Origin of the sequence: Dokdonella fugitiva (assembly GCF_014138265.1) — a bacterium.
In the GTDB taxonomy this organism is placed as follows: Bacteria; Pseudomonadota; Gammaproteobacteria; order Xanthomonadales; family Rhodanobacteraceae; genus Dokdonella_A; species Dokdonella_A fugitiva_A.
Genome location: NZ_JACGXL010000008.1, coordinates 1 through 16336, shown reverse-complemented (window position 1 = coordinate 16336; position 16336 = coordinate 1). Strand labels below are relative to the sequence as shown.

General features: G+C 61.0%; 9 protein-coding genes. 1 reads left to right on the top strand and 8 read right to left on the bottom strand.

Annotated features, from left to right (window positions below):
* The first annotated feature begins 100 nt into the window (after window positions 1-100).
* Window positions 101-1096 carry a hypothetical protein gene (locus FHW12_RS19545; protein ID WP_182532751.1) on the top strand — a complete coding sequence of 332 codons (996 nt, stop codon included), beginning with the start codon at window positions 101-103 and terminating at the stop codon, window positions 1094-1096.
* A gap of 62 nt (window positions 1097-1158) precedes the next feature.
* Here FHW12_RS19545 and FHW12_RS21860 read toward each other — a convergent pair whose 3' ends face one another.
* The 8 genes from FHW12_RS21860 to FHW12_RS19505 all read right to left on the bottom strand — a co-directional run.
* Entirely contained in the window at window positions 1159-1350 is a 192-nt protein-coding gene (locus FHW12_RS21860) for a transposase (protein ID WP_182532750.1), read from the bottom strand.
* 101 nt (window positions 1351-1451) lie between these two features.
* Window positions 1452-1892 carry a hypothetical protein gene (locus FHW12_RS19535; RefSeq protein WP_182532749.1) on the bottom strand — a complete coding sequence of 147 codons (441 nt, stop codon included), beginning with the start codon at window positions 1890-1892 and terminating at the stop codon, window positions 1452-1454.
* Between the two features lies 1 nt (window position 1893).
* A complete protein-coding gene (locus tag FHW12_RS19530; protein ID WP_182532748.1) occupies window positions 1894-6777 on the bottom strand; it encodes an RHS repeat domain-containing protein in 4884 nt (1627 codons plus the stop codon).
* 318 nt (window positions 6778-7095) lie between these two features.
* Window positions 7096-10311, bottom strand: a complete 3216-nt coding sequence (locus tag FHW12_RS19525; protein WP_182532747.1) for a WD40/YVTN/BNR-like repeat-containing protein — start codon at window positions 10309-10311, stop codon at window positions 7096-7098.
* A 179-nt stretch (window positions 10312-10490) separates the two neighbouring features.
* Entirely contained in the window at window positions 10491-11015 is a 525-nt protein-coding gene (locus FHW12_RS19520; protein ID WP_182532746.1) for a hypothetical protein, read from the bottom strand.
* Between the two features lie 3102 nt (window positions 11016-14117).
* Entirely contained in the window at window positions 14118-14495 is a 378-nt protein-coding gene (locus FHW12_RS21855) for an RHS repeat-associated core domain-containing protein (RefSeq protein WP_428993637.1), read from the bottom strand.
* A gap of 435 nt (window positions 14496-14930) precedes the next feature.
* Window positions 14931-15533 (bottom strand): double-CXXCG motif protein, encoded by a 603-nt coding sequence (locus FHW12_RS19510; RefSeq protein WP_182532745.1) that lies wholly within the window; start codon window positions 15531-15533, stop codon window positions 14931-14933.
* Between the two features lie 2 nt (window positions 15534-15535).
* Window positions 15536-16336: RHS repeat-associated core domain-containing protein (locus FHW12_RS19505; protein ID WP_182532744.1), on the bottom strand; the 801-nt coding region annotated here is incomplete at its 5' end.

Below are 16336 nucleotides of genomic sequence, written 5' to 3'. Positions count from 1 at the left end.
GGATACCGCCCCGCTTATCCTGACGCACCGCCAGCGCGGCAGCCTTGCGCATGAACGCGCATTGTAGCGTTTGCCGGGGCCACGACGATGCAGCGGGTCCGTGCCGGACGTGGCGCGCCGTTCAGCCGCCGAGGGCGCCCGTACGGGGCCGCAGCCGCCTGCCGGCGGCGAGATCTTCTTTCGCGAACCCATCGAGACTACGACGCGCTCGACGAACCGCGCCGTTCCGGCAGGTCGTCCGCAATCCGCCGTTGCGAAGAGCGACACGGCGCCTGATTCCCGACCGGTCGACAATGCCGCCGTTTCCCGGTCGAGACGCCGCATGCCCATCACCCATCGTCCCGCCGCGCGCGCAGGCGGCACACTCGTCGCGTTCGCCATCGCCGTGAGCGCCTCACCCTGCCATGCCAGCACCCTCGGCTCGCACACGCTGCTCGCGCACGAGGACGGCAACGGTCCGCCGGTCGCGACGACCGCAGCGATCACCACGGCGGCCACCGGCAGCACGCTGATCGCATTCAGCGCCGGCTACACCGACAACGACCAGCCGCCGACCGACACGCACGGCAACGCGTGGGTTCGCCTTGGCGATCCGGTGTTCTACCGCGGCTACAACGGCCAGTTCGACGTCACCGCGTATCTCGTGCTGCATGCCGCGGGCGGCGCGGCGCACCGCGTGTCCGTCGTGAAGAACGGCGTGCCCGCCGGTGAGATCACCGTGCCGTTCATCGAAGTGCGCGACGCGGGCTTGTTGCAGGACGTGGCCGTCACCTATCCCGAGGCATCGACGTCGCTGCGCAGCGGCGACGTGACCACCACCGGTCCCGCGACGCTGGTGGCGTTCTGGTGGGGCGACGCCACCGGCTTGCACCACTCCGCTATACCCGGCGATGGCTTCACGCTCATCGAGAATTTCGTCGACCTGCCGCCCAACAGCGCCGTGCAATGCGCGGTCGCCGTGCGCGAAGTGGCCAGCGCAGGTACGTATCACGTCACGTGGGCGACCTCGCCCGCGCAGGGTGCGCCGCTGTGGTTGTTCGCGTTGCAGGGCGGCGGCGATGCGATCTTTGTCGATGGCTTCGAGGGCGCGGGTTGATGCGCGAATAGCACCGCTGCGGGATGACCGATGAGTGCCTCGACGTCATCCGGTCGCCAGGATCAAACTTTCAGAGGAAGCCCCTCAACCACCCGCTTTCGATTCAAACGGATAATTACTCCGTCCCCTTTGATTCTTCGGTTACGTGGAATGCCCAGCTCTCGCGCCACGACGGCCGCCGGCTTGCCAGACGTCCGCAGCAGCCGAACCGCTTCGCGCTTGAACTCCGCGGTGAATCGCTGACGCTTCTCCATCGAACACCTCCGTGCGAGGATTGTCCTCGCTTTCTGGTGTCCGAAAAATCAGGGGTGGTCCACTCCGTCCCCTTTGATTTTCCCCCGTTAGTCGCTCCATTTCATATTTTGAGAATTCCTACATACCCCATATCGCGGTCCGGTCGCACCGCAATATAGATACTGCACGATAATGCAGCGCAAATAGTTCCTGGCCCCAAAGGAACCTCGGCGCGATAGAGCGTATATCCGGAAAGAGATATGTCAGTTCCCTTAGCAGAAGCAATGAGTTGCTCAAAGAATTTCAGGTCGTGCTCGTCAGCAGTGGAAAAGTTACGTCTGCCAGAAATTTTTGAGAGCAGCCTGCCGCCTCCGGTCACTCCCCAAATGGCCGATCGATCAACGTATGAACCAATCTTCCATGTGTCACGCACTTCAAACGTGTAGTCGATCGACGCTTCGAGCGCATCTAGGGTTTTTCGATATGAATTCTCTTGACTACGCTCAAACCATATGAATGCACCTACGGAAAATAGTGCCATAGCTACAAAGCTCTTGATCAATCTACTTGCTGTCACAGCACCCCCTTCCCGACAGGGGCCAATTCGCCATGCGGACAGGCCTCTCAGTGAACCCCGGCAAGCGATTGTCACCGGTGTTCTCAAGCACATACATCGTAGTTGTATACATGAAGCATTTCGAGCACTGCAAATCCGAGCCATCCCATAGGACATTCACGGCATCTGTCTTGAGCTCAAAGGCGCCAATTTTAACGTTTCTTTCGTACCAGCCTTGCGGTTGGTCATTAAATCTTTTCATATCCGGTTGTATGTCGATATCGTCAGCGCCACTATTCAAGCCTGGAATTACCGTTGGCGAGTTGCTCCCGTTTGCGAGCTCACATATTTTTTTTCTGATTCTTTCGTCGAAAAGCAGTTTTCCACCGGCGATCGTATTGGGGAATCTCGTTTCAAAATACTGTGTGTAGTCGGCATTCCCCGGGCCACGCGCCCCGCCAGGATTGAATTGATCTCCTAGCCCAGGTTCTGCTTGCAAACCGTAGGCGTCGACATACCGAAGCGGATTTGCTCCACTATATGCGTAAGTCGCAAGCCCTCCATTGAGCCCGATCAGATCACTCTGCAGGTAACGTCCTCTGCGTGCATCAAAGTCGCGAAAATAGTTTTGGGCTAGGTCGGTTTCCAGATCATAGTACTGTCCCCGAAACCTCATCCCCAATACGAACTGCACCGAATCCCCATCCGGATCCTGATTCGGCGCACTGTTGCCGAACGTGTTCTGCAGGAAGTCCCACTTCCACACGACGACATTGCCAAGCGGCTTCACGACCTGCCGCGGCGTACCGAGGTGGTCGGTCTCGATGTAGTACAACGCGCCGCCCTTGAACACGCCGACCGGGATGTTGTCGAGGTAGATGTATTCGGCCTGCGCCGTGCCTGTGCCCGAGTATTCGCCGGTGAGGCGACCGCCTTCGTCGTAGCCGAACAGCGTCGTCGTCGGCGTACCACTCACCGTGACCGTCTTGCGCACACGCTCGCCGCGACCCGTGATTCCGTATGTCGCACTCGTCGTGCCGTTGACCATGCTCGCGAGGCGGTTGCGGTCGTCGTAGGTCAGCGTGAGGCCCGACGAGGTGCCCGTGAGCGTGTTGCCGTTGCCGTCGTAGGTGCGCGCGACGCCGCCGACGCTCGCGAGGTGATGCGTGCCCGTGGTGTAGGTATAGGCGCTCGCAGCACCGCCGTTGAGGCTCGCGCTCAGGCGATCGCCGGTCTTGTTGTAGGTGTAGGCCTCGAGCGGGCTGCTGGCACCGGTCTGCGAGGTCTTGAGTCGATAGAGCGCGTCGTAGCCGTAGGCGCGATCGGGCGGGCTCAGGCCGAGCGTGGCGCTCGCGCTCGTGATGTCGCCCATCACGTCGACGCCGAGGTCGAGCGTGAGCGCACCCGCGGGCGTGCCGCTGATGCTGTCGATCGCGTAGTCCTGGTCGTAGGCCTTGGTCAGCGTGCGGCCGTTGCCGAAGGTGAGCGTCGTGAGCGGGCCGAACGGGAGGTACGCGGCGCTGCTGACCAGCGTGGACGCTCGCAAACCGAAGGGGGTCCACGAGATGCCCGTGATGCGGCCGAGTACGTCGCGCGTGTAGGTGGCGAGATCGCCCCCCGGATAGGTCATTGTCGCGAGGCGGTCGGCGGTCGTATAGGTGTATTGCGTGACGAGCGTCGTACCGCTCGTCACCTGCGTCTTCTTCGTCACGTTGCCGCGCCGGTCGTAGCAGTATGTCGTGCTGCCGGTCGCGTCCGTCATGGTCGTGAGCCGTCCGAAGGAGAACGACGTACTGCAACCCGTCGTCGCATTGGACTGGTCGTACGCGTACGTGACATTGAGGCTCATCGTCGGGTACGTGACCGCGGTCAGGCGATTGAGTCGATCGTAGGTGTACGTGCTCGTCACCGACGGCGTGCGGTTGTCGGTCTGGCTGATACGATTGCCGGCCGCGTCGTAGGTGTAGCCGGTGTGGCCGGTGTCGGGGCTGTCGAGCGCGGTGAGGTTATTGAGGCCGTCGTAGGTGTAGACCGTGTTGAGGCCGTCCGGATCGGTCACCTGGCGCAGGTTGTCGCGCGTGTCGTAGGTATAACCCGTCGTCGTGTTCTGCGTCGCCGTGTCGATGCCACCGAGGTTCTGGATCGTCGTCTTCAGGCGATTGAGCGGGTCGTAGTCCTGCTCGGTGCGGATGCCGAGGCCGTCGTCCTTGTACACGCGGTTGCCGTTGCCGTCGTAGCCGTCGGCGATGCCGGTGCCGTTGATGCCTGCCGAGGTCTCGACCGCGGTGTTGGCGGCGTTGAGCACCTGGGTGAGCTGGCCGAGCTGGTTGTAGACGCGATGCAGCTGGCGCTTCACGGTGTTCGACGGATCCTTCACCTGCTCGACCTTGCGGTTGCCCGCCGCGTCGAGGCAGTTGGACGTACCGACGCCGCCCGGGCAGTAGTCGATGCTGTTGGGCAGGTTGTCGTTGATCTTGATCAGCCGGTGCGCGGCATCGTAGGTGTACTGCAGGTACGCGCCGTCCGGCTGCGTAACCTTGGTCACGTTGCCGACCGCGTCGTAGTCGATGTGCAGGGTCGCGTCGCCCGGGTCGGTCGTGCCGAGGCTGTTCGCGCGCACCGTGCGATCGGTAAGCCACCCGCGCGCGTGATAGGTGAAATCGGTGAGTGTGCCGTTCGCATCCTTCGTGCGCTTCACGCGGCCGTTCTTGTCGTAGCTCACGTACTCGGTCACCTGGCCGAGCGCATTGGTGACCTTCCAGAGGTCGCCCTTGCGGTACAGGCACGCGCCGCTCGATGCGCAGGTCGAATCATCGGCCATGCGATAGGTGTAGGTCGTGATGTCGTCGCCGCCGCCCATGCCGGCGTCGGTCGTGAGGCGTGGGCCGTTGACCGACGTGACGAGGCCGACGAGCGGGCACGTGCCGGCGGTGACGTCCGGCGCCTCGCAGTAGCTCGTCTTCGTCTGGCGCACGCCCGCAGGCGCGTTCGTCGACGAACCGCAGGTGTAGCTGCCGGCGCCGCTGATAGCTGGATCGATCTGGCAACGCGCGGTCGCCTGGCCGCGGCTGTTGTACGACCACTTCGTCTGCACCTCGGCCGTGCCGGTCGAGTTCTTTACGGTGCGTTGATCGGGAACGTTGAAGGTCGCGTTCCACGTTGTCTCCGTCGTGCGCTTCGTCGCCGCATTTGCCCCGCTTGCGTTCGACGCGTCCACACGCCGGGTCTCGAGGCCCCGCGTGTTGTAGTCATGATCCGTGACACTGCCGTTGAAGTCGGTGTCGAGGTCGGGGTTGCCGCTGCCGTCGTAGGTTCGTGACGAGCTGCCGGTGACTACCGCACATGTAACGTCGGTACAACGATCGACGCCCGCATCGCGCACGATTCCAGCAACGGATTGGAAATTGCGCCGCTCGAAATGATGCAACGCAGTTTCGCGAATGGTGCTGGAAGTCGCACCGTTGTAACCCCCCGCATTGTAGTGAAGGGTGGTTTCGTCAGCATCGACGCCGCCATGCCACTCGTGATACGCCCTGCCGAGCGAATCGTACTCGTATGTCGCGAACCGCTGTCCGTTCTCGTCGACGATGCCGGTAAGCAGTTCGTTGTACGGCAGCGATCCACTCAAGTGGGCGCTCTCGTCGTACAGATAGTGGCGCGAACTTCCGCCAGGCTTGTCCGCATATTCGAGGACCCCGCCATTGTGGGAGACACCCGCGGCGGTATAGCTGGTGTATCGATACTCGACATTGGTTCCGAGCTCGTCCGTGACACGGATCAGGTATGCCTCTGCGTCGTACTGGAATGCCAACGAGCGATTGCGAGGGTCTGTGACGGCGATCAGGAGACCGGGCTTGGGCGCTACCGCCGGCGACGTGGACGCGTCGCTGTACGAAAGCGACGTGATCAGCCCATGTTGTTCGAGCGACGTCCAGACGCCGTTCGCGTCATAGTGATAGATGGAATCGTCGGAAGCCTTGAAGAGCCATCCGGTACGAACGCCACCTGATGCGAGCTCCGTAAGCGCTCCAGGCTTGTCCTCTCTCCCGATCCATGCCGATCCGCTTTGATGGAACTGCAGATAGTCGCCACTGGTCAGCAAGACGAATGCGTACGAGTCCGTCGCACCGACTTCCACCACCACGGAACTCTGCCAAGAATGTCTCCAGCGCGAGCCGAGGATCTCCCGTGGCCGTTCACCGCCCGGACTGGTGTAGAACCCATTGCTGGAGTAGTACCGCGTGAGGCCCAGGCCTCCGTTGCTTTGTGCAATGTCGACCTCGACCTGCTTCTTGTCGCCACCTGCGCACTGGATCGGATTGTTGACGGGGCATGCTTCCGGCTTCACGCGGTAGCAAGGGCCCCGGTTGTCCGATGATGTATAGCCGACAGGGCAATGGGGCGTGCGCGACGCGATCGCGGAGCCATCGTGGACGAAAGTTCCACACGTACTGGGACCCGTCTTCTCCTGGAAATTGAAGTGATAACTCTTGGAGAAAAAGTACGGCAGACCGGCGATGACGCCGCCCGAATAGGTGGTGCAGAGGTAATCCAGCGTTGGCGTGGTATTGGGGCAGTGGGTAGATTCGGCGGCGTATTTCGCGATCACCTCGTCCCAAGCATTTTGTTCCTTGGTGCACCAGGTCCCCGCAGTGGGCGGAATGCTGCAAGGAAGACTGTTGGTACGCGAGGTATCTGCGTACCAATGCCACTGGTCGGACTCGCCGGCTACGCATTCGGCACGCAGGCCCGCGAACAGCGGACATGCCAGGGGCGCAGGTGGGGGGACGGAACCCGAGCAGAGGATCGTTCCAGGTTCCTGCGAGTACGCGATGCGGACCGCGGCGACACTCAGCCCCATGACCACTGCCCAGACAGCTGCGACCTTCATGAATTCGCCCTCGCAAGCACGCATTGGAGACATCGAATCATATTGTCGCGCTACCCGGTAAGTCATCGGCGCGCGCGGCAACTGTTATTCAATTTTGCGTAATGCGACATGGATTCATTGTGACTTTCATCGCATTTGTCGATGCAGCTGGATCGTTCCGTTGAGGCACCGAAAGCCATTCATTTGGCGGAAGCGACTACGAGTATCTCGGGTTCATAGATCTCTCGAAACAAAGCGGACGGAGGAACTATCCGTTGAGTCCTGCGTTTCCTTACACGCACGACATCCATTCCAACGACCTAACCCTTTCTTTGCTCCTCATGGCAGATCCTTCGCCTCCCCGCCCCCTTCCAGCTTGATCTCCTCGATCGCCGGCAACCGTATCCCGGGCTTACCCATCGCGACGAGCTGCGCATCCACCTTCTTCATGTCTCCATCTCGCAACGCCTGCCAACGTTGCAACAGCGCAGCAAGGCGCGCGTCGTAATCGGCCTGCACCGCGCGCTGCGCCTCGGTCGGCGCGCGATCGGCGCCTTCGACGTCGGTGTAGAGCGAGGACAACACGCCGCTCACGGTCGCGATGCCGGGCTTGTCCGCACCTGCGCCCGAGACGAGCGGCGTGGTCGCGTCGTACAGCGCGTCGATCGGTTTGCGCGCGTCGCCGGCGAGCGCGCCGTCGCCCTTGCGCAGCGCGTCGAGTTGCGTGCGCAGCGCCTGCAGTTGGCCGTAGGCGAGATAGGCGTGGTCGAGCGATGTGCCGAGCGCTTGCGCGAATGCGGTCGCGGCGCGCAGGTCGTCCGCGCTCGCGGGGTTGCGCGGGTCGGCCTTCACCTCGAGCGGTGCGTGCAGCGTCGTGCCGTCGACGAGCAGCGCGACGTCGTAGCGGCCCGGCGGCACCTTCACGCCTTGCGGCGTGAGCGGCGTGTCCTCGCCGTGCACGGCGGCGATGCTGTAGTCGTAGCTGATCGCGTGCGGACGCGGCGTGCGCAGGTCCCACACGAAGCGGTGCGCGCCGGCGGCGGTCGCGGGCTTCGCGTCGGGCTTGGTCCATTCCTCGGCGAAGTAGCGTTCCGAACTGCGCCATGGCGACACCGCGTCGCTCGCGAAACGGCGCACGAGTGCGCCCTGCGCATCGCGGATCTCGATCGCGACCGCGCCCTTCGCCGCACGCGGCAGGCGGTAGTCGAGGATCGCGCCATCCGGCGGGTTGGTGCCCAGCGGCGTATCCGCCGGCGGCGGCGTGTCCTTGTTCTGGCTGCGACGCAGGCGATACGCCGGCGACGGCGAGAACAGGAACGCGCCATCGTGCGCACGCGCATCGGCCATCTGGCGTAGCGGCGCGACATCGTCGAGCAGCCAGATCGCGCGACCCTGCGTCGCCGCGATGAGGTCGTTGCCGTGCACGAGCAGGTCGCGCACCCACGCGACCGGCAGGTTCTGCTGCAGCGGCTGCCAGTGCGCGCCGTCGTCGAACGACACGTGCACGCCGACGTCGGTGCCCGCGTAGAGCAAGCCCTTGCGCTGCGGGTCCGCGCGCACCACGCTCACGAAATGATCGCGCGGCAGGCCGTCGCTAATCGCGGTCCATGTCTTGCCGTAGTCGTGCGTGCGCAGGATGCGCGGCGCGAAATCGTCCTGGCGATGGTTGTCGATCGCCGCGTACGCGGTGCCCGGCTCCAGCGCGGACACGTCGAGCGCACTCACCTTGCCCCAGTCCGGCACCGCCTTCGGCGTGACGTCGGCCCAGTGCGCGCCGCCGTCGCGCGTGAGCTGGATGCGGCCGTTGTCGGTGCCGATCCAGAGCTCGTCGTTGTCGCGCGGCGACGGCGCGATGCTGAAGATCACGCCGTAGCCGCACGCACTCGCACGCGCGACCGGCACGTCGCCGGTGCAGCCCTTGGCATTGTCGCGCTTGCCGGTGAGGTCGCCGCTGATCGCCTGCCAGTGGGCGCCGCGGTCGGTGGAACGGAACAGCACCTGCGCGCCCGCGTAGAGCGCGTACGGCGCTTTCGCCGAGAACGCGATCGGCGTGAACCAGGTGTAGCGGTATTTCACGTCGGTGCCGCGCGCGCCGTAGCTGGACACCGGCCACGGCGACACGTTCTGCACTTCACCCGTGCGCGCGTCCCAGCGCGAGATGCGTCCGCCGAGGCCGGAGCCGAACACGATGTTCGCGTCCTCCGGGTCCGGCAGGTCGTAGTCGCGCTCGTCGCCGCCGACCGGGTGCCAGTCGCGGAACGAGAGTGCGCCGTAGTCGCTGCGGCTCGCGATCGCGACCGTGCCCGAGTCCTGCTGGCCCGAGTAGATCCAGTACGGGAAGCGATCGTCCGCGGCCAGGTGGTAGAACTGCCCGGTCGGCTGGTTGTACCAGTCGCTCCAGCTCCTGCCATCGTCCACGCTCACTACCGTGCCCTGGTCGCTCGCGGTGACCATGCGCTCCGGGTGTTTCGGGTTGATCCACAGGTGATGGTAGTCGTCGCCGCCGGGCGAGCCCTTGATGATCGTGAAGGTCTTGCCCGCGTCCGTCGATTTGTGGATCGACTGGCCGACCGTGTAGAGCGTGTCCGGATCGTCCGGCGCGACGGTGAGGCGGCTCTCGTACCACGTGCTCACCGCCTTCGCGTCGTTCACGCGCTGCCAGTGCGCACCGCCGTCGTCGGAGCGGTAGAGGCCGCCGTGGTCCTCCGAATCGATCGACGCGTACACGCGCGTGGCGCCATCGCGAAGGTGCGTCACGCCGAGGCCGATGCGACCGAGCTTGCCCGCCGGCCAGCCTTCGCCGCCGAGCTTGCGCCAGTGCACGCCGCCGTCGTCCGAACGCCAGATGGCGCTGCCCTCGCCTTCGATCGGCGTGAAGTAGCTCAGCCACGGCCAGTTGCGCGCCTGCCACGCGGCCGCGAACACGATGTTCGCCTGCGCCGGATCGGCCGCAAGATCCACCACGCCCGTGTGCGCATCGATCGCCAGCACGTGCGTCCAGTGGCGACCGCCGTCCGTGCTGCGGAACACGCCGCGCTCCGCGTTCGTGCCGAAGACGTGGCCGAGCGCACCGAGCAGCAGCGTGTTCGCATCGGACGGCGACACGAGGATCGCACCGATGTGCCGCGTCGCCTCCAGCCCCGCGCGCTGCCAGTGCGCACCGCCGTCCTCGGAGCGGTACACGCCATCCCCCGCGGCGATGTCGTAGCGCGGCTCCGGATGACCCATGCCCGCATAGAGCACGCGCGGGTTCGACGGCGCGACCGCGATCGCCCCCACCGGCGCCGAGGCGAGCCCGTCCGACACCGGCTGCCAGGTCGCCCCCGCATTCACGGTCTTCCACACGCCGCCCCCGGCCGCGCCGAAGTAGAACGTATCCGGCTGATCCGCGATGCCCGCCGCCATCGTGCCCCAGCCGGCGCGGAAGGGGCCGAGGAGGCGCCATTGGGGGCCGGCGAGGTCGTCGGGTGCGCCCTGCCCGGAGGCGTTCGCGGCAGAGAGCGATGCGGCCAGGCATACCATCGACAGCAGGACAGGACTACGGCGGAACGACATCGGCAGGCTCCTCGGGCTTCGCGGCGGTCGTCACGATACTCCGTGAGGCCGAGGAAGCGCACATCGCCAAGGGGAGTCCGCGCGCCTGCCGCGCCGTTACGCGGATCGCACCGACGGATCCTGACGATCGACTGACAGCGGACGTGCGACCGCATCGCGCCCAGCGATATCGAACGCGCTCAGACGAGCATTCGTCCGCGCTTTGCGGAACCGCTCAGTGCACGCCGTGCGACGAACGCCAGCAGCACCGCCAGAAGCAAAGCCGCCGCGCCATCCATCGAAGGCACCGGCTCCGCGGGGCGTGGAGAACCGCCGACGGCGAAAGGGACGACGCCCAGATGGAGCGTGTCGTACCCGAAGGGATAGTTGTCGTACAGGACGTCCACCGCGAGCGTGTAGTTGCCGGCCTCCAGACTCGCCACCGGAGTGACGAGCGTGCCTATGGGCAGATTGCAGAAGTCCGGGTCTCGAATCTGCACGCCGTAGAACAGGATGCGCAGCGCATTCCCCGACCGTGAGATTCGTGGGTAGCCATCCATCTCGACGATCGCATCGCAAATGCCCGCTCGAATGCCGACGGACACCGCCTGGCCGGCAACGGGATTCGGCGGAGTGACGTAGGGAGGATCCCAGAACGCGTACGCGGGGTGTGTCGCGACAGCGCATGCGATCGCTGGTGCAAGCGCGAGGCTACGGTCCAGCATGTCCAATTCGCCCACGGGTCAGCAAGAGGCGAGAGCATACCCACTCGCAGGTGGCGCGGCATTGAGCGACGACGCTGCGTCGATCGTATATGGTCGCTCGTCGGCGGCGCGAACCGTACTCGCCGGATAGGGCGTCAATGTCATAAGAAGCACTGCAACCCATTCTTTCCGCTTGCGGGCCAGCGCGGTCAATCCAATCGCCAGCAGCAATAGGGAGACAGCGGTCGATGCAGGAACTGAAACAGGTGGCGAGGCCCTCCCGACGATGGACATAGGCAACGCCTATGGTGTCAGTCTGGGAAACTCCTGGCGCGGCGCACAGTCCCGGGACCTTAGAACAGACTGTGGCGTAACACGGACAAGTGTTTTATAACCCTGCACAGCACTATCCGCCTGAATTCCGTTCCCAATTTCTTCAATCGTCTATTCCACCCATCTCCGAGATCTCGTGAGCGATAAAATCGTAGATCGTCGGAAATTCTACTCGCAAATCGGACTTGCTCCTCTCCGCTCCCTCAACAACATAGATCCGATCATCCCCTGGGGCCTGAATAATGTCCCAATCTTCGCTATGACCAATGGATATGTACCCCGTTAGGTACGATGAGGGCGCAACCAATCCTTCAGAGATGACTGTTCCGCCTCGAATTGTTTGAACGCAATGATATCGCGCAAAGAATGCCCTCGTTTCTGGCCGCAGCTGGCCTAGCCATTGATTTTCAGTGCGCGACCTTCTCGCGGCGACAATTTGGAATATCAATCCTTCCTCAAGCTGCTCATCAACTCGAAATCAAGTCTCATCGAGCGATGGAGTCGCCCTTGCACTCTCATTCTGCTCACTACTAGAAGCTGCATATCGTCTCATTCTGTATTCTTTATACGCATACGCAATAAATACAGAAAAAATGCCAATGACAGCAAACCAAGACATAGCCAAGATTCCTATTCGAACCCACAACCGCCAATAAAATCATAGGCCGCACGCGGTGCCGTCGCTGCTGGATTGACGAACGAACCCCAAACGGCGTCTAGCTTCCTCATCCATCGGTGGATGGCTGCGTGACTCGCTCCGTCGGCAATCCAAACAAGATTCCATGAGCCACTGCTGACCCAAGCAGAAAGGCCACCAGCTGAAAAGTAGGCAAAATCCCCCGGATGCCCGAATAGCGGATTTCTATGATAGATATATCCACCGACATATTCACCGCGTAAGCAAAGCTCGCGGTGATCAGGGCTGCCTTGTTTGATCTCGACCAGCCGGTCGTGCGCGTTGTAGCCGCACTCGTGCTGATGATCGTTGATGCTTCTCGGTCTTGTCCGGCGCGATGGCCTTGGCCCACTCGTACAGGCTGTGCGCCGGCACGCCGATGCGTGCGTATACCTGGGCCGCGGAGTGGCCACGCTAGGCGATCTGTCGAACGACCTCCTTCTCCGATGCGGTTCGTTGCACTAACCGCGCCCTACCGAGCTAGTAAAAACGCACGCGCCGCACATGAGGACCCGATCTTCCCCCTGCTAAGGCCATCTCCATTTCAGGCAATGCGAGAGCCGCGGAGTGGACAACACGATGAATCCTTTCTTGCGTAATTGGCTTACCGAACCATGTTTCGGCGGAAAACCAACGGCGGAACAGTGCATTTGCATACAATTCATAAGAGACTGGCAAATAATGTGCCCATGCATCCAGGAAATCGATGTGACCCGAAATTGGGTGGTCAACACCCGCCTCAGGGACGCGACCAAAGTTGACTCGGAACGCGCAATACCTCTTGTCGATTTGAATATCCGCCAGATCAGCCCCGTTGGGAATGCATCTACGAAGCCTCCCGAAAGGAAATCCGGATCTAATATCTCGACTGGCAAGATCGTCACCAGCGAGGGGCACACGCTCGAAGCCTGAGTTCTCGAGCAGGGGTATAAGAGTCGCCTCAATGCTCATACGGAGGAGATGTCTGTTAGTGCTTGAAGTCATACTCATTCCCTTCACTGGCAGCCGCAATTGGTGAGGCCGTCAGCAAGCCCTGTCCCGCGGCCGCTGTCCCCATACCGTCATAGGTACCGACCCACTCGAAGAATGGGTAGCTCCAACGTTCTGCAGAAGGAACGGGTAATTGCCCGTTTGAATCGATGGCGGGTGGTTGCGGCGCGTCCACGGAAGAATTGACCTTGGGTTGCCCTCTCGGCCTCAGGACGAACGGGTCGATTCAGCGTCTTGGCCACCACGGCTTGGAAGCGCGGACTGCCGAGCGCTCGCTGCGGTTGGATGTGCGCCCGAATGGCTGGGAGATCCTCACCGGCCGATTCAATGAACGTAGTGCGTGTGAGGAAGTGGAGAATTCAAACGATATTCCTCCGCTCCCTTTGTTCCCACTCCGCTCCCGATTATCCCGCCTAGCTACCCACCAATACTCTTTGCGTTTCTGAGCAGTCCGCCGTAGAGGCTAATGGACCGCATAAGCTCGGGGTATGTAAGAATCCTCTCAAACCAATGGACAAATTTCTCTTTCGATTCATAAGATTGTCGGTACCATCTGTTATCAAGTATTAACTTCATAAGATCATGTTTTGTTTTATCGATTGATTGCTTGTTAGAGTAAAGAAGCTCAAGTTCTACGTAGAACCATGGATACTTGCTAAGTAGGTCCAACAAATTGTAGCTTTTTCGTCGCTTACTCCACGAGACTACGTCAAAACGGTTGCCCACAAAATCAATCAAGTATGTCCCCGCCGCATATGCACCATTCGCGAGGTACAGATCATTTTCTTTTGAAAACCCAGGCGCTTCGATGCGCTGTATATGACGCGCATTAACCCGAAGAAGCGGAAATACTGGTAGCTTAGTCATGGACAACCGCAATCCTCATCCGAATCCAGAGCCTCCGCAACGGCGCCACCAACCTCCGTCGATTCGGCTCCGATCGCCCATGCTGGCGTACCAAACCACCACCTGCGAATGGGATCGTACACATTGTGTATGTTTTGGTGGATGTTTCTCTCAATCGGATTGAAATTCCACGGTTGATTGACAAACTCGTCGGGCAGCATTTTTTCCCCAGAAGCTTTCGTACACGCCCGTTCGCCTCAATGAACCAATGATGCACGTCATGGGTGCGCTCTACGTTGTGCAGTCGTCGATACCTCCGAATGGCATTTGCAGCCTTCATGGAACCTTTTGTTAATCCTAAAGGCCCCGCTTGCCCACGCACCACCTACCGCGCCTAGAGCGGCGGATATGCCAACCGATGCCCAGTTTATGCAATTTATCGACCTACCATCCACGAAGTACTGAAGAGCGAGATCTGTTAGGGCCCCTGCAATTGCCCCGATGCACCATGGACATTCGCCCATAGGGTAGTTGTCGTCCATCGGACTATTGCTGACATATGCGTATGAATTAGGCCCATCCACAAACCCCAATGGGTCCTCTTGCGTGAACCGCCCCATGCCCGGGCTGTAGTACCTCGCCCGGTAGTAGTAGATCCCCGCCCCATCGGCGCAGCCCCTTGCAACACCGTCATGCTCGTGTCGCCGTATGGGGTGTACGTGTACCGTGCGGTCACGGTTCCGCCGCTGCCCAAGAGCGCCGTCATGCTGCCCAGGTGATCGGTAAGGAAGTAGCGCCGCCCACCCGCGTCGTCACCCGCGTAGCGCTCATCCATCGCCAGGCCCGACAGGATCGTGCTTACAGTGCCGTCCTTCGTTCCTGGATCGGATTCTTGCCGTCGTAGCGATAGGTAGTCGCGACTCCGCTCACGGCTTTTTTTGACGCCCGCCGACCGAACGTGTCGTAGGCGAAGCTCGCGGTCGTCAGGCCGCCTTGCTTGATTTCGACAAGCTGGTCGCGCGCGTCTTAGACGTACTAGCTCAGGCATCGCCCGTGAGGTGCAAGCGGATAAATTTCCCCCGGAGCCCAAATCATTCTGGCTCAACCACCCCATTAGGCCACTTCAACTCGGTGGAGGCGACGAAACTTACGTTCGTCATTCGCTCTTGAATAATAACGGACTTCGCTCGCTCAGTTACCATAATATACTTCCAATACTCTGTAGTGGAAAAGAAGTCGGATCCGTCATACTGATCGGTATCTACTACGATTCCATTTTTGAACGAAGAATATTCAACGAGGCCGCAATCATCGCATTCTCTCAACTTCTTTATTCCTGAATCCTTACCCGCAAAACCTCCTTTTCCGACTATGGTTAACTCCCAAAGTCGAGGAAACCGCGATTGATCCGTTCCTGCAGGAAACGACGATATCGTCACCGGGCTTGCAGTAAACCCAGTCAGTTCGGCTCGAACTATGGCATCTAGAACCCGATCAGTAATCACGATGTCGCCGAGCAATGTCTGCGAAAAATCAACGACACTCTCCGATAGGACATCGACGGCCAAACGCGTAATTCGCATGCCTGCCCTAGAATGCCCAGGGTTCTTTTGACAAATAATTGCCTCCCAATCATTGATATCGCCCCCCTCAATGAATCGCCTATCACGCCCTATTTGTAGCTTATAGAACATTTCTATATTCCGAAGTCTCGCCGCATGCGTTCCAACTGCCTAATGATTTGATCTCTAGTCGCGTTCGGATTCGCTTCAAAAAAGCGATCCCATACCTTGTTCCAGTCGCCTCCATCTCGTGTATGAATTCCATCGGGCTTAAGTCTATGTGTCGCGCGATCCAAAGGAATCTTAAAATCTTCGATATCTAGTTGCGCTCGCTTAAAGAAATTCTTGAATCGTTTGGCTTGTGGGAGCAAATGATGGAGTTCGACGACCGCCCTTACTGGAACAATTTGCGCAACTAGTACAAGTGGCCGCACTGCTTCGGCAAAGTCTGCGGCTGCTTCCCAATAATTGGCGGCACAATCATTGCCCAATTTTCGTTCAAGCCCTGCCCTCGCTTGAGTCATTTCGCTCAATAGGTTCCAGCATAACTCCGGCATTCGTGCACATGCCACGTCGACCGAGGTAAAGAACTCTCCGCTCGGATCGGTGCCCATCGTGGGGCCATCTTTCACGTACGCATAGGGATTCGGTCCATCCCCCAACCCCAGAGGATCTTCTTGCGTGAACCGCCTCATTCCGGGGCTGTAGTACCTCGCCCGGTAGTAGTAGAGCCCCGCCCCATCGTTCTCCCGCCCCGTGTACTGATACGAGTTCGTCGGCGCCGCCCCTTGCAACACCGTCATGCTCGAGTCGCCGTACGGGCTGTACGAATAGCGTGCGGTCACGTTTCCGCCGCTGTCCGAGAGCGCCGTCGTGCTGCCCAGGTGGTCCGTGAGGAAGTAGCGCCGCCCGCCCGCGTCGTCGCGCGCGTAGCG